At 55.4% G+C, this 17751-nt stretch carries 16 protein-coding genes and 1 tRNA gene; 8 read left to right on the top strand and 9 right to left on the bottom strand.

All coding sequences use genetic code 11. The features are described from left to right. The 6 genes from Q371_RS27345 to Q371_RS20845 form a co-directional block, all read right to left on the bottom strand. A partial coding sequence (locus tag Q371_RS27345) for a helix-turn-helix domain-containing protein (protein ID WP_034344121.1) occupies positions 1–296 on the bottom strand: 296 nt, incomplete at its 3' end. Between the two features lie 50 nt (positions 297–346). Continuing rightward, positions 347–1288: a GNAT family N-acetyltransferase gene (locus tag Q371_RS20865; protein WP_169743899.1), complete on the bottom strand. Its 942-nt coding sequence runs from the start codon at positions 1286–1288 to the stop codon at positions 347–349. 378 nt (positions 1289–1666) lie between these two features. Beyond that, entirely contained in the window at positions 1667–2617 is a 951-nt protein-coding gene (locus Q371_RS20860; RefSeq protein WP_034344119.1) for an electron transfer flavoprotein subunit alpha/FixB family protein, read from the bottom strand. After that, the gene (locus Q371_RS20855) at positions 2614–3375 is read right to left on the bottom strand and encodes an electron transfer flavoprotein subunit beta/FixA family protein (RefSeq protein WP_034344118.1); all 762 of its coding nucleotides are present in this window, start codon (positions 3373–3375) and stop codon (positions 2614–2616) included. The genes Q371_RS20860 and Q371_RS20855 overlap by 4 nt, the downstream gene beginning before the upstream one ends. Before the next feature lie 491 nt (positions 3376–3866). Further along, positions 3867–5003 carry an acyl-CoA dehydrogenase family protein gene (locus tag Q371_RS20850; protein ID WP_034344117.1) on the bottom strand — a complete coding sequence of 379 codons (1137 nt, stop codon included), beginning with the start codon at positions 5001–5003 and terminating at the stop codon, positions 3867–3869. A 337-nt stretch (positions 5004–5340) separates the two neighbouring features. Continuing rightward, a complete protein-coding gene (locus Q371_RS20845; RefSeq protein ID WP_034344127.1) occupies positions 5341–6483 on the bottom strand; it encodes an acyl-CoA dehydrogenase in 1143 nt (380 codons plus the stop codon). 269 nt (positions 6484–6752) lie between these two features. Between Q371_RS20845 and Q371_RS20840 the strand changes: the two genes are divergently transcribed. The 4 genes from Q371_RS20840 (at position 6753) to metG (ending at position 11840) form a co-directional block, all read left to right on the top strand. Further along, on the top strand, positions 6753–6995 hold the full coding sequence (locus tag Q371_RS20840) for a DUF2171 domain-containing protein (RefSeq protein ID WP_034344116.1): 243 nt from the start codon (positions 6753–6755) through the stop codon (positions 6993–6995). Positions 6996–7142: 147 nt separating this feature from the next. After that, positions 7143–8768 carry a signal peptide peptidase SppA gene (sppA, locus tag Q371_RS20835; RefSeq protein WP_051964952.1) on the top strand — a complete coding sequence of 542 codons (1626 nt, stop codon included), beginning with the start codon at positions 7143–7145 and terminating at the stop codon, positions 8766–8768. 84 nt (positions 8769–8852) lie between these two features. Then, complete coding sequence (locus Q371_RS20830; protein ID WP_034344114.1) at positions 8853–9548, top strand: Bax inhibitor-1/YccA family protein; 696 nt, start codon at positions 8853–8855, stop codon at positions 9546–9548. A 354-nt stretch (positions 9549–9902) separates the two neighbouring features. Beyond that, a complete protein-coding gene (metG, locus tag Q371_RS20825; protein ID WP_034344113.1) occupies positions 9903–11840 on the top strand; it encodes a methionine--tRNA ligase in 1938 nt (645 codons plus the stop codon). 193 nt (positions 11841–12033) lie between these two features. Here the strand turns inward: metG and Q371_RS20820 are convergent, their stop codons facing one another. After that, a complete protein-coding gene (locus tag Q371_RS20820) occupies positions 12034–13455 on the bottom strand; it encodes a glycoside hydrolase family 13 protein (protein WP_034344112.1) in 1422 nt (473 codons plus the stop codon). A 443-nt stretch (positions 13456–13898) separates the two neighbouring features. On the opposite strand from Q371_RS20820, the gene Q371_RS20815 reads away from it, so the two are divergent. Further along, positions 13899–13973, top strand: a tRNA-Ala gene (locus Q371_RS20815). 51 nt (positions 13974–14024) lie between these two features. Here the strand turns inward: Q371_RS20815 and Q371_RS28135 are convergent. Further along, on the bottom strand, positions 14025–14156 hold the full coding sequence (locus tag Q371_RS28135) for a hypothetical protein (RefSeq protein ID WP_281174330.1): 132 nt from the start codon (positions 14154–14156) through the stop codon (positions 14025–14027). Positions 14157–14388: 232 nt separating this feature from the next. Between Q371_RS28135 and Q371_RS20810 the strand changes: the two genes are divergently transcribed. The 3 genes from Q371_RS20810 to Q371_RS20800 all read left to right on the top strand — a co-directional run bounded on the left by Q371_RS20810 (position 14389) and on the right by Q371_RS20800 (position 16301). After that, the gene (locus Q371_RS20810) at positions 14389–14868 is read left to right on the top strand and encodes a hypothetical protein (protein ID WP_034344111.1); all 480 of its coding nucleotides are present in this window, start codon (positions 14389–14391) and stop codon (positions 14866–14868) included. A 107-nt stretch (positions 14869–14975) separates the two neighbouring features. Beyond that, complete coding sequence (locus Q371_RS20805; RefSeq protein ID WP_034344110.1) at positions 14976–15635, top strand: GntR family transcriptional regulator; 660 nt, start codon at positions 14976–14978, stop codon at positions 15633–15635. Between the two features lie 18 nt (positions 15636–15653). After that, entirely contained in the window at positions 15654–16301 is a 648-nt protein-coding gene (locus tag Q371_RS20800; protein WP_034344109.1) for a hypothetical protein, read from the top strand. Positions 16302–16378: 77 nt separating this feature from the next. On the opposite strand, the gene pheA is transcribed toward Q371_RS20800, so the two are convergent. Continuing rightward, positions 16379–17215 carry a prephenate dehydratase gene (gene pheA / locus Q371_RS20795; RefSeq protein WP_034344108.1) on the bottom strand — a complete coding sequence of 279 codons (837 nt, stop codon included), beginning with the start codon at positions 17213–17215 and terminating at the stop codon, positions 16379–16381. Positions 17216–17751 lie beyond the last annotated feature (536 nt).

Raw genomic sequence — 17751 nt, 5'->3', positions numbered from 1 at the left:
GTCCAGGTGGGATCAGCAAAACCATGTTCGGTCGCCACTTCTTGCACCCAGGTTTGCAACTGGGCTTGCTGCTGAGCCGAAAGGATTCTAGGTCTACCTGGTGGTTTGCGCGCTTTCAGACCTGACAGTCCATACTGTCTGAGGCGACGTTTCCACAGAAAAAGTGTGGAAGGGCTGATGCCATAAAAGTCACATAGTTGCTGGTGGTTGTATTTTCCTGTCAGATAGGTCTGAGCGAAGTGGAGCCGACGCTCTTCGAGCTGCATGCGGCTCAGATGTCCGGGTCGCCATGCCATACCACCACGTTACTCTACCGACTTTTCAGAGTGCCAATAGGGAAAAAAGCCTAGAGGGTCACCCAGAGGTCTCCTCCCACATCCATGCGCCCACTTTTCAAGGCAGCCCGGATGGCTGGTGTGTTTCTGGCGTCGATGGTGCCATAAAACACATCCATGGGCTTTGCAGGCAGAAATTCCATCAGGTGCCTCTGGGCAGCTTCCCCCAGACCCCGTCCCTGAAAAGCCGGCTTGATCAGCATTTCCACCACCACAAAACCCGAGAGTCCCTGTTCTTCCGCACGGCAAGCGGCCATGACCCCAATCCATTCCTCCTGATAAAACACCTCATAAAGGGTCTCCTGCGCCATCAGGGATTCGAGGGTTTCTCTGGATTCGGGTGTGGCAAACTCTGGATGATCAGGCCAGATGGCAGCCATCTCTTGATAGGTCTGCAAGTAGGCCTCTTCAAAACCGATGGCCTGTGGAACTTGCAACTCCACCTCTGAAAAACGGGCAGGCAAAGGCAGCTTTTTCAGGTCTTCCATGGGACGGGCCAAGTACCTTTTTTCCCAGAACATGTCTGCTGGCAAAGGTCCAAGCTCCACATGGGAGGGCACATAAAAACGGGCATGTTTGGGTGCGAATTTCTGGTGCCTGTGAGCGGCTTGCAGGGCCACCTCACGGTAAGCCTCCAGAGTGGAAGGCAGTTGAGGGGGCAGAACCACATCCACAAAAGGCCGCGACAGGTCCAACCCACGAAAACGAATGCCTGTCATCAGGGCATCTTGCAACCGGTTGAAATAATCTTCAGGGTCCGTACCCGGAATCTGGCAATGCTCAAAGAAACCTCTGGCAAAATCCTGATCGGTGATGCGATCCATTTCTTCCTGCAAGACAATCTCGATGTTCTGAGAAAGTTGCTCGGGGGTGTACCAGCTTTGCAACACAGGATGCAGTTGCTCCAGTTTTCTTTTTTTCAGTTCTTTCATTTGCAGATGTTTCAAGGTCACTTCTTTATTTTGATTAAGATTCTTGATACAAATCAATGCGCCAGAGCACATATCAAAAGCCGTTCAGAACGTCTAGACTACGCCATGTGATTTAGGGAGGGTAGCTCATTTACATCACAGCAAACTTTTAAAGCCTGTGAAATAATCGTCCCATCAGCAGCCAGAGGTTGCTGATGCTTGAAGCCTGCTTCAAGTTCACTGTTGCCCTGCAACACACTCCTGAGGTCGCTGCACGAATTCTGTGCCTCTGGTCAGGATTCCACAGGTTCGGACGCAGCACATGCACAACCCACTGACACGTATGGTTTGACATTTTTTGTTTCGATGTGAGAAATCGGCCCTTTGGGGGCCGATTTCCATTGTTTTCACTGTTTGACTTTACTTGCGGGTGGCTTCAATCAGGGCAGGCAGCACCTGATGCAGGTCTCCAACAATGCCGTAGTCGGCGTTTTTGAAGATGGGGGCCTCGGGGTCCTTGTTGATGGCCACGATGTACTTGCTCTTGCCCATCCCAGAGAGGTGCTGCACTGCACCGCTCACACCCACCGCGATGTAGGCTTTGGGGGCCACGGTTTTTCCGGTCTGGCCCACCTGCTCACCGTAAGGTCTCCATCCAGCGTCCACCACGGCACGGGTTGCGCCCACTCCAGCACCGATGTTGTCGGCAAGGCCTTCAATCAGTTTGCTGAAATTCTCTGGGCTGCCCACACCCCGGCCTCCAGTGATGACCACATCGGCTTCGGTGAGGGGAACGCGGGTGGTCTTCTCGATGACTTTGCCGGTGGAACGGGTGCGGCTCTGGGGCAATTCCAGTTCCACATCGTACTGCTCTCCTGCACCAGAAGCAGGTTGAGCAGGATTGTAAGCACCGGGTTTCACACTGACCACCGTCACAGCAGCATCGGATTCATAGACTTCGGTCACCCGGGCGAGGTAGGCGTACTTGGTGCCTTGCAGGGCGTTGCCTTGCGCCTCCACCTTGATCACATCTTCCAGCAGAGGGGCGTCCAGTTTCACAGCCACACGCGCACTGTATTCCCGACCAGAGCGGCTGGCACTGACCAGAATGGTGTGGGCTTCCCCTTCCTGTGCAATCTGTGTGACCGCAGCAGCCCACACTTCAGGGTTGTACGCAGCAAGCTCTGGGAGGTCAGCGACCAGCACCTGTTCTGCGTATTTGGACATTTCGTTGGCCACACTGGTCAGGCCCTGACCCAGCAGAAGGGCAGTGATGGGACCGTCACGCCCGAGGTCACGGGCAGCCTGCACCAGTTCCAGAGCACTCTTGGAGGGTTTGCCATTGTTGTGTTCGGCAACCAGCAGAATCATGCAATCACCTTCGCTTCGTTGCGCAGCAGTTCAACGAGTTGAGCAGCAGCAGCTTGAGGGTCTTTTCCGTCGATCAGTTTGCCCATGCGCTCTTTGACCTGAATGTTGCTGGAGACATGCTTGAGCTTGGCAGTGACACCGTATTTGTCGAGGCTGTCTTTGCGCAGCTCTTTTTTCTTGGCTTTCATGATGTTGGGCAGGGTGGGGTAACGGGGATCGTTGAGGCCCTGCTGGGTGGTGATCACCGCAGGCAGTTCCACTTCGAAGGTTTCTGCTCCCTCGTCAATGTCGTGCTTGCCTTTCAGGGTTTCACCAGAGAGCTCAAGGGCGTTGGTCCAGGTGACCTGAGGCCATCCCAGACGCTCTGCAGTGGCTGCACCCAGCGCCTGAGAATCCCAGTCGGACTGCTGGCCTCCACTGAACACCAGACTGGCGTTTTCTTCTTTGGCCACCTGGGTCACGATTTTGCTCAGGGCAATCGGATCAAGGTAGGTGTCGGTTTCCACGTGGATGGCCCGGTCTGCCCCCATGGCCAGAGCGGTGCGAATGGCGTCTTCGTTGCGGGCAGGACCCACGGCCAGCACGATGATCTGTTCCACGCTGGCTCCGGCCTCACGCAGGCGCAGGGCCTGTTCGACGCCGTATTCGTCCATGCCGTCCATGATGACGGTCACACCATCGAGTTCGACTTTTGAGTTGTTGATGCGAAGTTTGGCTTCGCCGTCCGGGACTTGGCGGATCACGCACAGGATGTTCATGGTTGCACTCCTCTAATTTGTACTGAGTTCAATTTTATAGGGCTTTGCTGAGAAAATCAATTGCATGGCACACAGATCTTCTGCAGCTTGGTTGAGGAAGGTGGATGGGAGCATTATATCGCTGCTCAGAGCGGTTGTAGGGCTCGGCAGGCGTCGCCCTGTTGCCGAGAGCCGAGAGCCGAGAGCCGAGAGCCGAGAGCCGAGAGCCGAGAGCCGAGAGCCGAGAGCCGAGAGCCGAGAGCCGAGAGCCGAGAGCCGAGAGCATCGTGCGATACGCACAAAAAATGGTCAAGGGGACTTGTAGGGGCGTAGCGTGCTACGCCCAATGGAAAGAATCTCGAAGAACACCCTGTAGGGGCGAGGCGTGCAGAGGGATCAACATGCGATCCCTCGTTTTGTACAAGACAGCATGCCTCGCCCTGAGTGCCTTAGCCAAAGCCTTCTTTAGCCCTCGGCCCTATGCTCTCGGCCCTCGGCGGCCCACAGGCCCATCACCGCAACAAATTCCGCGCAATCACCACACGCTGAATCTCGTTGGTGCCCTCGTAAATCTGGTTCAACTTGACATCCCTGAGGAGTTTTTCCACCGGGTATTCGCCCACATAGCCGTATCCACCGTGCACCTGAATGGCTTCGTTGGCAGCATCGAAAGCCATTTCTGAGCAGTAGGCTTTGGCGATGGCGCTTTCCATGCCGTGGGGTTGCCCCTGATCGGACAGCCATGCAGCTTTGTAGGTCATCAGGCGACCCGTTTCAATGCCCATAGACATCTCAGCAATTTTGAACTGGATGGCTTGCAAATCAGCGATGGGTTTGCCAAATGCCTTGCGCTCCTTGGCGTACTTGATGCTCTCTTCCAGAGCCCGGCGGGCAATCCCCACCGATCCGGCAGCCACTGGAATGCGGGTTTTGTCGAGGGTTTTCATGGCGATTTTGAAACCGTCTCCGATGCCCCCCAGAATGTTTTCTTTAGGGACCCGCACGTCCTGAAAAACCAGTTCGCTGGTCAGGCTGGCCCGCTGTCCCATTTTGTGTTTGATTTTGTGGTAACTCTGGCCTGCAGCATCCTTGGGAACCACGATGGCCACCGTGCCTTTGTGGCCTGCACTTTTGTCCACACTGGCAAAGACCACGGTGATTTCTGCCACTCCACCGTTGGAAATCCACATCTTGGTGCCGTTGATGACCCACTCATCCCCATCCAGCACAGCAGTGGTGTTCATGGCAGCAGCATCACTGCCGTTGTTGGGTTCAGAGAGGGCAAAGGCAGCCAGAGAAGGCTTTTCCAGCAATGGGCTCAGGAAGCGTTTTTGCTGTTCTTCGCTGCCCCCCACCAGAATGGGGGTGATGCCCAGTTCGGAGGCCATCAGGATGGTGTAGATGCCCATGCATCCATAAGCCAGTTCTTCTCCGATGATCACTTCATCCAGCATGGAGAGGCCCAGACCTCCAGCATGCTCGGGGATGCCCACATTCAGGAGCCCGAGGTCAAACGCCTTTTCGACGATCTCCCAGGGCAGTTCTTCTTTCTGGTCGTATTCGGCAGCAATGGGGATGATCTCATTGCGGGTGAAATCTCTGGCCATGGCCTGCAATTGTTTCTGTTCGGCACTCAGGGTGAAGTCCATGAAAACCCTCCGTAGGTTGCAGCTTATATTTTATACTTGGTCTAAGTTTATCCCGAGCCCATAAACGGGTCAATACTCCAGGGTCAAGGCAACGTCTGATTTCTGGCATGTCAACGAAAAAAGCGGTCAGCTTTCAGCGGTCAGCCCTCAGCAAAAAACACACCCTTCTGCTTTGGCCTGAACAGCAAGAATTCTAGAAAAACCAATTTCTACAGATCTTTTCCATGCCCATGGCTTTGATTTCACAGCAGACCTCCTTTTCACTGACCGCTGACGGCTGACCGCTGATGGCTCTTGATGTTTCAATGCCAAAGGTCAGACTTTGCGCTGACCATGGTCAATACTCTGAGAACACCTGACGGGAAATCACCAGTTTCTGGATCTCGTTGGTGCCTTCATAGATTTCGGTGATTTTGGCGTCCCGGTAATACCGTTCCACCGGGTATTCCCGGCTGTACCCGTTGCCCCCAAAAATCTGCACCGCTTCACGGGTCACGTACACCGCAGCATCCGAAGCCAGAAACTTGGCCATGGAAGCCTCTTTGGTGTACTTCTTCCCCTGATCGCGCAGCCATGCAGCTTTGAGGGCCACCAGACGGGCAGCCTCAATGCGGGAAGCCATTTCCGCAATCTTGAAAGAGACCCCCTCAAACTCTGCAATTTTCTTGCCAAATTGCTCGCGGGTCAGGGCGTACTTTGCTGCTGCTTCCAGAGCCGCTCTGGCAATCCCGATGGACTGCATGGCAATGCCAATGCGCCCGGAATCCAGACTGCTCAGGGCGATGATCAGACCTTGCCCTTCATCGCCAATGCGTTGTGCATCTGGAATCCGCAGCTCTTCAAAATTGACTGTGGTGGTGTGGGCAGCATGAAGGCCCATTTTCTCCTCGGGTTTGCCAAAAGAGAGGCCGGGGGTGTCTTTTTCCACCACAAAACAGGTGACCCCTTTTGCCCCAGAGCCAGAGGTGCGGGCCATCACCAGATAGGTGTCCGCCTGTCCTCCAGAGGTGATCCATGCTTTCTGGCCGTTCAGAACCCAACTGTCACCATCTTTTTGAGCACTCAGACGCAAACTGGCTGCATCCGAACCTGCATTCGGCTCAGTGAGACAGAAGGCCCCAATTTTTTTGCCCTGCGCCAGAGGAGCGAGGTACTGCTGTTTTTGTGCTTCAGAGCCGTACTTCAGGATCATTTGCTCTGGAAGTCCGTTCTGGACGCTCATGATCACGGCCACACTGGCATCGGCAGCAGCGATTTCTTCCAGACAGAGGGCGTAAGTCACCGAATCCAGACCTGCACCTCCATATTCCTCGGGGATGGTGGCCCCCAGAAGGCCCATGTCGGCCAGTTTGCGCAGTTGCTCCCAGGGGTATTCTCCAGAGCGGTCGTACTGGGCGGCCAGAGGGGCAATTTCATGCTGTGCGAATTCGCGCACATGGGAAAGGATCAGTTGGCTGTCGTCGCTGGGTTGGAAATGCATGCTTTTATTGTATGACGTTTTTTTCACGATGGAATGTTTTTCTGTCATGCATTCTGTGGCTGTACCGGGTTCAGATGAATGGCATTTCTCATGCCTTTCTTTCTGCTCTGGGAAAGGGGCTGTGCTTTTTTGCTCTGGAAAAGCAAGAACCCTTTGAAGAAAGCCTGAAACAGGGTTCATCCAGCGGTCAGGGTGACTTAAGGTGAACGGACTACCCTGAAACAGGAAAAGATTTCAAACCTTTCAGATCACACTTTTCAGGAGGCAACATGAACAGCGAAAACATCAAAGAGCACATGCCCATTCTCTGTGCAGATGGCAAAAACCACGGCGTGGTGGACCACATGGACCGTGAATACATCAAGGTCGCCAAAGACGAGCAGGGCCAGCACCACTGGATTCCCCTGTCTGCGGTGGACCATGTGGATGAGCATGTCCATCTGAAATGGAACCACCACGAAGTCCAGCAAAACTGGCTGACCCGGGATCCCCATCCCGAGCACCAGCACTGAACCAAACATCTTTGACATCTCTGTGAGAGGCAGGTTGATCCTGTCTCTTTTTTGTGCTCTTTTGGGTGCATTCTGCCTCCATCATGCAGCAACCCTGTGTCTCTTCATGCAACTTTTCCTCACCAATTCGCGTAATACTTGAAAGAAATGAAGAGCGAGATTCAGAACAAAATCTACAATCTGGTGGCTGGTGTGCAGCACCAGATTGCCGACCTTGGCGAAAAACCCGGCTGGGTCATCATTGATGTGCAGGGTCAATTTCCCGAATTCCCCGAAAAAAGCCCCCTGAACATCATCACCCGCAAAGAACCGCAAGGGGTGACGGTGTTCCGCCGCAAACTCAAACTGCTGGAAGAGGCCGACTGGCTCAAAGGGGTGGTCTTGCGTTTCGGTGGTGTGCAGGCCGGAATGGCCACCGCATTTGCCCTCCGTGAAGCCATCGAGCGCCTGAGCCGCAAAAAACCGGTTTACTCGGTGATCAACAGCGTCCACATGATGGACTACTATCTGGCCTCTGCTGGCACCGAAGTGGTGGTCCCGCCCAGTGCAGAGTTTTACCTGCTCGGGTTTCACTCCTCGGTGACCTACATCAAAGACGCCCTGCAAAAAATTGGCATCGAAATGGAAGTGGTGCGGATCAAAGAGTACAAAACCGCCTACAGCCGTTTCACCGAAGACCACATGGATGAATACGAACGGGAACAGCGCACCCTCCTGATCTCCCGATTCATGGAAGAGTTCGTGCAGAAAGTGGCCCAGAGCCGCAACCTTTCTGAACAGCAGGTCCGGGATGCCATCGATGCAGGCATCACCAACGCTGAGCAAGCCCGAGAACACGGCCTTGTGGACCGCATCGCCTACGAAGATGTGCTGTACAGCAAAAAACACCAGCCCTTTCAGCAGGCTTCCCGCTTCCTGAAACTGCCCCTGATGCCTGAACAAGGTGGAAAAGTGGCCGTGCTGACCCTCGAAGGCATGATCGTGCCCGGACATTCCCGGCATGTGCCCCTCCCCCTCCCGATCTTCGGTGAGCAAATGGCGGGCAGCGAAAGCATCATCCGATCCCTGAGAACCGCAGAACGCGACGAGGACACCAAAGCCATCGTGCTGTTCGTGAACTCTGGTGGCGGATCTGCCCTCGCCAGCGACCTGATCAGCCATGAAGTGGAACGCATCCGCCAGAAAAAACCCGTGGTGGCCGTCATGGGCGATGTGGCTGCCTCCGGAGGCTATTACGTGCTGACCCACGCCAACCATGTGGTCGCTGCACCCACCACCATCACCGGATCCATCGGGGTGATCTCTGGAAAACCCAACATGGAAGGCTTCAATGCCAAATACGGCCTGAAACCCGAGAGCATCAAAATGGGCCGACTGGCCGACAGTCTGGACAGTTCGCACCCCCTGACCGAACAGGAGCGGGCGTTCCTGCAAAAAGGAGCCGAGGACTTCTACAAACTGTTCATTGCCCGCGTTTCGGAAGGCCGCAACATCAGCAAAGAACGGGCCAACGAGCTGGGTAGAGGACGCATCTGGAGTGGCAAAGACGCGCTGGAAAACGGCCTGATCGATGAACTGGGCACTCTGGAAACGGGTATTCGGCAAGCCCGCAAACTGGCAGGCCTCCCAGAGAATGCCCCGGCTTACCTGCTCGAAACCCCCAAGCAGATGGTGCTTCCAGACATGCAAGACAGCAACAGTGTGCTGGCCGCCATCATGCCCCTGCTCAGAGAACGCAACTGGATGGTCGCATACGAGAGGTACCACCTCTGACCAGCCCATTTATGGAAGCGTCTCACAAACGTTACACTGGAGTCTCCCTATACTATTGACAGGGAACTCGATAAGGAGGATTGAATGTACTCACTCACCCAATCTCAAGCCGTAACCCTCAGGAACTTTCTGGGAAGGACCTTCTCCTGGATGACAGCAGGTCTGGTGATGACCGCCATCACCGCTTACTCGGCAGCTTCCAGTGAGGGTCTGTATGCTTTTGTGCGCAGCAACTACCTGATGCTGGTCCTGCTCCAGCTCGGTCTGGTCTTCGGTCTGGGCTTCCTGATCAACCGCATCAATGGAGCCACCGCAGGCGTCCTGTTCTCACTGTACTCGGTGCTGACCGGACTGACCCTCTCCGGAATCTTCTTCCGCTATGCAGGCTCTGACATCACTCTGGCTTTCGTGACTGCCGCAGGCATGTTCGGAGCCATGGCCGTCATCGGTTACACCACCAAAATGGACCTGAGCCGCTTCGGCACCATCCTGTTCATGGGTGTGATCGGACTGGTCATCGCCAGCATCGCCAACATCTGGATTGGTGGAAGCGCCTTCAGCATGGCCATTGCCGTGGTCGGTGTGATCATTTTCTGTGCCCTGACCGCCTACGACATGCAGAAACTCAAAGAAATGGCCCTCTCTGGTGGCCCCGGCCTCACTCAGAGCGACATGGGTGAAAAAATGGCCGTCTTTGGTGCCCTGACCCTGTACCTCGACTTCATCAACATCTTTCTGTTCCTGCTTCGCCTGTTCGGTGGCGGACGCAGCAACGACTGAGACAGCAGTTTCAAGTGGGACGGGTAAACACCCGTCCTTTTTTGTTGATGGTGGGTGCCGAGAGCCGAGAGCCTACTGTGCCACACGGCATAAATCGTCAAGGGAAACGTCTGTAGGGGCGAGGCATGCCTCGCCCTTCATTGCTGATGCCAAAGCATTTCCAGCCCTCGGCTCTCGGCTCTCAGCCCTCGGCCCTAAGCGGTATAGCCCATGGTTTACCCCTTGCCTTCCAGCAGGTATAATCACCATCATGATCTCATGGCGAATGCCACACCCTCCCCTGATCCCGTAGACACAACGTTCTAATGGGCTTGGGGGCGCTTGTGCGCCCGCTTTTTTTTGTAAGGAGAAAGAATGGACAAGTTCTACGTCACGACGCCCATTTACTATGTGAACGGCGAGCCGCACATGGGGCATGCGTATGCCACCACCGTGGCAGACACGCTGGCACGTTACCACCGTCTGGCCGGATGGGACACCTACTTCCTGACCGGCACCGATGAACACGGGGAAAAAGTCTCCAAGGCCGCCAAAGCCAGAGGCCTCGATCCCCAGAGCTTCACCGACATGGTGTCCAGCAAGTTCCGTGAAGCCTGGACGGTGCTCGGGGCGCAACCCGACGATTTCATCCGCACCACAGAAGCCCGTCACAAGCGGGTGGTGCAGCACATCCTGCAATCGGTTTACGACGCTGGAGACATCTACTACGCCGAATACGAGGGTCTGTACTCGGTGGGTCAGGAGCGCTTTGTCACAGAGAAAGAACTGGTGGATGGCAAACTTCCCGAGGATCCCGGTCCACCCGAGTTGCGCCGTGAAGCCAATTACTTCTTCCGCATGGAGAAATACCGCGATTGGCTGGTCAAGCACATCGAGGAAAACCCCGATTTCATTCAACCCACCGGTTACCGCAACGAAGTGCTGGGGATGCTGCGCGAGCCCATCGGGGACCTGTCCATCTCCCGTCCAAAATCCCGTGTGCCGTGGGGCATCGAGCTTCCATGGGACACCGACCACGTGACCTATGTGTGGTTCGATGCGCTGATCAACTACATGTCTGCTCTGGGTTACTCCGAGGGGGAAAAATACCAGAAGTTCTGGCCTGTGGCGTGGCACGTGATTGGCAAGGACATCCTGAAGCCCCACGCGGTGTTCTGGCCCACCATGCTGAAAAGCATGGGCGTGCCCATCTACCAGAGACTGAATGTGTCTGGTTACCTGCTGGGTGCCGATGGCCGCAAAATGAGCAAATCGCTGGGCAACGGCGTGGACCCTCTGGAAGCCGCAGACAAGTTTGGCAGAGAAACCCTGCGTTACGCCCTGCTGCGTGAAATTTCTTTCGGGGTGGATGGCATCATCTCCAACGAGATCATCGAGTCCCGCATGAACAGCGACCTCGCCAATGACCTCGGGAACCTGCTGTCCCGTTCCATCGGGATGGTGCAGAAGTACCGCGAAGGTGTGGTGCCTCAGGTGCATCCAGAGTCCCTGACCGAGCGCGAAAAAGGCATTGCTGCACGCGCCACGGCCCTGCCTGCTGAAGTGCTGGCTCTGGTTCGTGAACTGAAAATCCAGAAAGCGCTGGAGTTCAGCATGGAATTTGTGCAGGACCTGAACCGCTACATTGCAGAGCAAAAACCATGGACTCTGTTCAAAGAGGGGCAGCATGGGCGTCTGGACACCGTGCTTTACACCATCGTGGAAGGCCTCAGGGTCTCCAGCGTCCTGCTTGAACCTGTGATGCCCGAGAAAATGAAAGCCCTGCGTGCCCAGATCGGGCTGCCAGACAGCCATTACACCCTGGAAGGTGCATGGGGACTGTACCCTACTGGAACCGCTCTGGTGGGTGGAGAAGTCCTGTTCCCCAAACTGGAACAACGCCTCAAGGAAAAAGAGCAGGCCGCTCAGGAGGCCCCCAAAGTGGAAGCCGTGCAAGAAGTCAAAGAAGAAAAATTTGAAACCCTTCCCGAGATCAGCATCGATGAGTTCGCCAAAGTGGACCTGCGCATCGTGGAAGTCATCCATGCCGAAACCGTCGAGAAAGCCGACAAACTCCTCAAACTGACTGTGAAACTGGGCAACGAGACCCGCACGGTGGTTTCTGGCATCCGCAAATGGTTCGCTCCAGAGCAACTGATCGGACGCAAAGTGGTGCTGGTGGCCAACCTGAAACCCGCCAAACTGCGCGGCATCGTCTCTCAGGGCATGATTCTGGCTGCCGAAAACGACAAAGGCGAGCTGGACCTGCTGGGCACCGGGCTGGACATGCCCTCTGGCACCCAAGTCCGCTGAGTCAGGGGAGTTTACAGGTTTACAGCAGATAGCGAGACATGGATTTCCGGTTGTCCCTCCCTTCCCCAGTGGAAGGGATTTTTATTGATCGGCGAAAGCAAAACAACCCTTCCATTCAGGAAAGGTTGCTCTGGTTGGTGCAAGCAAAATTCATCTCGCTGTGAACTGTCTACTGTAAACTGTTCACTTCTGTTTAAACCAGCAAATAGCCTGTGCGGGCGGGCACCGTGATGCTGCCCGAGAGGTTCAGCTTCACATCTCCGAGCACTTCGAGGACTTCGCCATTCAGGTCCACAGGGACCTGTTGTTCACTCTGGCTGGCGTTGATGACGACCACTGCACGTTCGCCGTCCTGTGTGCGTTCGTAAACGATCACATCGCCCTGAGCATGCAGCACCCGGAAGTCTCCACGTCTGAGAGCATTGTAAGTGTGGCGGGCCTTGACCACTTTTTTGGTGTAATCCAGTGCCCTCAGGTTCCAAGTGTCCGGTCTGTCCCAAGGGAAAGCACCACGGCACAGAGGATCTTTGCCTCCAGAGAGGCCCACTTCGTCGCCGTAATAGATGCAAGGGGTACCAGGATAGGTCATCTGAAACAACACCGCCATCTGGTAAGCCGTTTCATCACCACCTGTGACAGTGCGGTAACGGGGGGTGTCATGGGAACCGAGCAGGTTGAGCTGAGCCAGCACCACCTCTTTGGGATACATGGTCAGGATGTGCTGCATGTGGCCCGCAAAGGCAGGGGCATCCATGGTGTCGATGTGCTCGTAGCCGGTGCCACGCACCTGTTCGTAGTCGAGACTGCGTGAACCAAAGAAACCAATGGCCGGACGGGTGAACAGGTAGTTCATCACGGCGTCGAACTGGTCGCCTTGCAGCCAGCGGGTGGCATCGCCCCAGATTTCGCCGACGATGTAGGCTTCTGGATTGACGGTTTTCACGCGGCGACGGAACTCACGCCAGAACTCGTCGTCGTCGATTTCGTTGGGGACATCCAGACGCCAGCCGTCCACGCCGAATTTGATCCAGTATTCGGCGACATCCCAGAGGAATTCGCGGACGGCTCTGGTGTTGGTGTTGAATTTCGGAAGCGCTTTCATGCCCCACCAGGCCTCGTAGTTGGCCGGACCACTGCCGTAAGGGTCCAGAGGCCAGCCATGGATGTGGAACCAGTCCACGTAAGCACTGCTCGGGCCGTTTTCCAGAACATCGTTGAACTGGAAAAAACCACGGCTGGAGTGGTTGAACACCCCATCCAGCACCACTTTGATGCCCCGTTTGTGGGCTTCTTCGAGAAGTTCTTTCAGGGCTTCATTGCCGCCCAGCATGGGATCCACTTGAAAGTAGTCGTGGGTGTGGTATCGGTGGTTGCTTGCAGACTGGAAAATCGGGCAGAAGTAAATGGCGTTCACGCCGAGTTCCACCAGATGGTCCAGATGCTCCACCACCCCGAGCAAATCTCCTCCCTGGTACTTGTGGGGATGGGGTGTGTCACCCCAGGGTTGCAGGTTGTTGGCTTTTTGCACGCGAGAAGACTTCGCGAATCGGTCAGGATAGATCTGATAAAAGACAGCGTCTTTAACCCAGTCTGGGGTGTGAACGGACTTACTCATGCGATCATCAGTCTAACACCATTTGGAGGCTTTGCGTATAGGACGTACAAAGGGGTCTGAAAGCGCTCACAGGGTAAGGGCTTTGCCCTGCAGAGGGCATGTGAAAATGGTGCAGAAGGCAGAAAGAAGAAGGCAGAAGGCCAAAAAGGCTTTTGTTCTAGCCCACCAAAAAATTGACGTTGTGTAAACATGCTGGCATTCAGCACAGCAAAATCAGCCAGATGTCTCGCCCCTACAACAGTGGTAACGGGTTTTCTGCCTTCTTCTTGCCCCTTAAAGCGTGCCTCGGTGACGGCACCGTCGGCACTGCCTTCTGTCTTCTGCCTTCTGCCAGAGGCGCTACACAGCCCTGAAAATGCCCTCGGCTCTCTGCCTTTTGCCCTTTGCGGGCCGCGGGCCCTTTACATCTTGATGTTTATCTGCTACTATTCTCTTCGCTGATTGGGGGCGTAGCTCAGAGGGAGAGCACCTGCCTTGCAAGCAGGGGGTCAAGGGTTCGAATCCCTTCGCCTCCACCAAAAAGCCAGAGAGGCCTGCAAATGCAGGTCTCTTTTTTTGTTTCTGGCACACTATTCAGGGTTGGAGGGCTTGTTTTCAGGGTCGGGTTTCTTGGGTGGCCGGGACCGGGACACAATGGCCGCCATGATGATGATGGTCACGATGGCCCCAACAACCCACATCCAAGTGGCGATGTCTTCCATGGGTTCAGTCTGATCAACATGGGTACAAAAGTCTGGAACAAAAATGACCACCTGAAGAAACAGCCAATGCAACAGACCATCCGGGTTTCAAGGACATTTGTCTTTGGTCACAACATGAAATTGTGATTTGCAATACGCTACATGTCAGGGAAGTTGAACAAAAGCAGCCGTCACCCTGTTTCATCACAAGGGTGCAGGGGGTTGTTTTGCCTCAAACTCCCGAGGGAGGACCATGAAAAAACTGGCTTTGATGACCTGCATTGCCCTGTCCATGACTGCATTTGCACAGGATCACGGAGAAGGACACGTGATGCCCACCCCACCCCCTCCCACCGAAGAGCAAATGGCAGAGATGGCTGCGACTGCACAAAAGCTCAGCCTGCCACCGGGCACCATCAAGATTTCAGAGTGCGTTCCCGGCATGGGAGAGCACTGGGCCAATCCCAAAGACCTGCCTCTGGGACCGATTTATGGGGTCCACGAAGGCAGTCTGGTCTTTGTTGAGGTGATGCCTGCCCAATCGGATTTTGCAGAAGGCAAGTCATGGGTGGACATTTTGAAGACCCCCAAATGGTTCCTGAAAGTGGACCATGTGGACATCGAATTCCAGCCTCAGGGGCATGAAGGCTATCCGATTCCCCACTACGACATCCACGCCTACTTTGTGTCCCACGAAGAGCACATGGCTTTTTGCCCTCCTCCAATGCAATAAAACCTTTGCAGTGTAAATGTGAATGCCAGAGCAGCCTCTCGGGGCTGCTTTTCCGATTTAAAATCCAAAATCTTGTGTGTCTGCCTGCAAAACCGTAAAATTGAGCCATGCCTGCCGGTTTTCTGAAGCGCAACAACATCAACCATGAAACCTACCTGCTGCTGCGCAAAGCCATTCTGGAAAACCAGATTGCGCCGGGCAGCAAACTGGTGGTGCAAGCCCTTGCAGAACAGTATCAGGTGTCTGCCACCCCCATCAAAGAAGCTCTGGCCGCCCTGCACCACGAAGGTCTGGTGGAGGCCATCCCCAGACGGGGATACTTCATTCCAGAGCTGGACGCCGAAGACGTGCGGGAAATTTACCAGCTCAGGGCAGTGGTGGAGGGGCTTGCTGCCAGATTGGCTGCCCTCAAACACCACAAACCCACCCTGAAAAAACTCCAGAAAATCATGGAGCACATGTCTGAATCTGAACAGTTGCAGGACATCGCTTTGTACAGCCAGACCGACATTGACCTCCATCAAGCCATCTGGGAAGGCAGTGGTCACAAGCGCCTGATCAAAACCGCAGAAACCCTGAGGGGCCAGATCCAGAAAGTCATTGCCGCTTCCAGCATCCTGCCCAACCGCCTGACCGATGGCACCCATGAACACCAGAGGATTGTGGACGCCATCCTGCACGGCCATGGCGAGGAAGCCGAACAAGCCATGAGGGAGCACCTTGAAGGGGCTGGAGAACTCATGTACGCACATCTTTCACGAAAGTAGACTGGTATACTGCTTCCAATGCGTCATTCTGCGCTTTTTTTGCTTGTGTTGCTCACCGGTTGCACCCGCAACAGTGACGGCATCACCCCACAGATCATTTTGCAAGAGCCCACCTCCGGAGCCATCACCAAGTCCGGAAAAGCTCTGGTGCGCGGGTATGCCTTTGATGATGCAGGCATCCAGTCCATCAAAATCAATGACACCGAACTGTTCAAACTGGAAGGTTACACCAGCAAAAAGGGACAGAAAATTGTGCCTTTCTCCTTCCAGACCGATGGAAAAGCTTCTGTGCTTTCTTATGTGATTCAGGTTTCGGACAGCAACAGCAACAAAACCCGTCTGGAATTGCCCATCCGCGTGGACCAGAAAGCCCCGGTCATCACCATCAAACGGGTGGACCGCGACTTCAACACCATGCGCATTGAAGGGGTGGTCAAAGACAACCTGAAGGTGCAAGACGTGCTGGTGGGTGGAGTGTCTCTGGGTGTGACGGCTGGACCAGAAGTGCCCTTCTATGCCGAGGTTCCCCCTCAGGACACCACCATTTCGGCCATCGACTCTGCTGGGAACAAGACCCTTTCTCGGGTCGAAGCGCCACCTCCACCCAGAGTGGAACCTGTGCCAGAGACCGCAGAAGAAAACACCAACGGCACTTCAGAAGAATAAACCAAAGAACAAAAAGCAGGGGAGCCCCATCTGGTCTCCCCTGTTCTGATGAATCCGATTCGATGACAACGCAACTGTTACAGCGTGACTGTGGCCGAGGGATAAGAGCCCAGAATCTTCAGGAAACTGGCGCTGTGCATCATCTGGGCCAGAGCGGCCTGCACTTCACTGTCGAGGGTGTGGCCTTCAAAATCCACATACATCAGGTAAGACCACGGCTTGTCCCGTCTGGGACGGCTCTCGATACGGCAGAGGTTCACTCCATGGTCGCGGAAGACCGACAGGCAATCGATCAGACTGCCGGGCTGGTGGCGCACCGCAAAAATGATGCTGGTCTTGTAGGGTTTGCCGGTTTCAATGGTGTTGCGGTTTTTGGAGAGCACCAGAAAACGGGTGGTGTTAAAATCTTCGTCTTCGATGTTTTCGGCCACAACCTCCAGACCGTACAGCTCTCCGGCACGCTTGGAGGCCACACTGGCAGCACGGCGGTTGCCCGAGGCGGCCAGGTCCTTGGCGCTTCCAGCGGTGTCATAAGCCGGCACTGGAGTGAGGCCATGTTTCTTGAAAAAGCCTGCACACTGGGCCAACGCCTGTGGGTGGCTGTAGACTTTGTCGATGTCTTCCAGTTGGACCCCCGGCATCACCAGAAGCTGATGACGCACACGGACCATCACTTCCTGCACAGCATGCAGATCGCTCTGGGAGAGTTCATCAATGGCGGGAATGACGGTTCCTGCCAGAGAGTTTTCAACAGGCAGGGCAGCAAGGTCGCATTCGCCGACCATCACTGCATTCAGAACTTCCTGAAAGGAAGCGTAACCAACAGCTTCAATTTCACCCTCTGTGCTGTTCAGGGCTGCAATCTCGCTGTATGCACCAGGAACCCCCTGGAAGGCAACGCGGGTCTTTGACATGGCCTTCATACTATTTGTGGCAGGCGTGGGAAATCAAGGGCTGGGGGCTCGGCAAACCTCGCCTGATGCCGAGAGCCGAGAGCCGAGCGGCCCAGCGCGAAACTGGCCGTCCAGTGAGCGCGTAGTGGGGCCAAGACAGAGCCGAGAGCCGAGAACCGAGAACCGAGAGCCGAGAACCGAGAACCGAGAACCGAGAGCCGAGAGCCGAGAGCCGAGCGGCCCAGCGCGAAACTGGCCGTCCAGTGAGCGCGTAGTGGGGCCAAGACAGAGCCGAGAGCCGAGAACCGAGAACCGAGAGCCGAGAACCGAGAACCGAGAACCGAGAGCCGAGAGCCGAGAGCCGAGCGGCCCAGCGCGAAACTGGCCGTCCAGTGAGCGCGTAGTGGGGCCAAGACAGAGCCGAGAGCCGAGAACCGAGAACCGAGAGCCGAGAACCGAGAACCGAGAACCGAGAGCCGAGAGCCGAGAGCCGAGCGGCCCAGCGCGAAACTGGCCGTCCAGTGAGCGCGTAGTGGGGCCAAGACAGAGCCGAGAGC

It is taken from the genome of Deinococcus misasensis DSM 22328 (assembly GCF_000745915.1).
GTDB classification, from domain to species: domain Bacteria; phylum Deinococcota; class Deinococci; order Deinococcales; family Deinococcaceae; genus Deinococcus_C; species Deinococcus_C misasensis.
This window is presented reverse-complemented; position numbering and strand designations above follow the sequence as displayed.

Excerpts from the sequence above, each read along its gene's own strand:
- Q371_RS20860 (WP_034344119.1), bottom strand. The coding sequence starts at position 2,617 with ATGATTCTGCTGGTTGCCGAACACAACAATGGCAAACCCTCCAAGAGT.
- Q371_RS20855 (WP_034344118.1), bottom strand. The coding sequence starts at position 3,375 with ATGAACATCCTGTGCGTGATCCGCCAAGTCCCGGACGGCGAAGCCAAA.
- Q371_RS20850 (WP_034344117.1), bottom strand. The coding sequence starts at position 5,003 with ATGGACTTCACCCTGAGTGCCGAACAGAAACAATTGCAGGCCATGGCC.
- Q371_RS20845 (WP_034344127.1), bottom strand. The coding sequence starts at position 6,483 with ATGCATTTCCAACCCAGCGACGACAGCCAACTGATCCTTTCCCATGTG.
- Q371_RS20840 (WP_034344116.1), top strand. The coding sequence starts at position 6,753 with ATGAACAGCGAAAACATCAAAGAGCACATGCCCATTCTCTGTGCAGAT.
- sppA (WP_051964952.1), top strand. The coding sequence starts at position 7,143 with ATGAAGAGCGAGATTCAGAACAAAATCTACAATCTGGTGGCTGGTGTG.
- Q371_RS20830 (WP_034344114.1), top strand. The coding sequence starts at position 8,853 with ATGTACTCACTCACCCAATCTCAAGCCGTAACCCTCAGGAACTTTCTG.
- metG (WP_034344113.1), top strand. The coding sequence starts at position 9,903 with ATGGACAAGTTCTACGTCACGACGCCCATTTACTATGTGAACGGCGAG.
- Q371_RS20820 (WP_034344112.1), bottom strand. The coding sequence starts at position 13,455 with ATGAGTAAGTCCGTTCACACCCCAGACTGGGTTAAAGACGCTGTCTTT.
- Q371_RS28135 (WP_281174330.1), bottom strand. The coding sequence starts at position 14,156 with ATGGAAGACATCGCCACTTGGATGTGGGTTGTTGGGGCCATCGTGACC.
- Q371_RS20810 (WP_034344111.1), top strand. The coding sequence starts at position 14,389 with ATGAAAAAACTGGCTTTGATGACCTGCATTGCCCTGTCCATGACTGCA.
- Q371_RS20805 (WP_034344110.1), top strand. The coding sequence starts at position 14,976 with ATGCCTGCCGGTTTTCTGAAGCGCAACAACATCAACCATGAAACCTAC.
- Q371_RS20800 (WP_034344109.1), top strand. The coding sequence starts at position 15,654 with ATGCGTCATTCTGCGCTTTTTTTGCTTGTGTTGCTCACCGGTTGCACC.
- pheA (WP_034344108.1), bottom strand. The coding sequence starts at position 17,215 with ATGTCAAAGACCCGCGTTGCCTTCCAGGGGGTTCCTGGTGCATACAGC.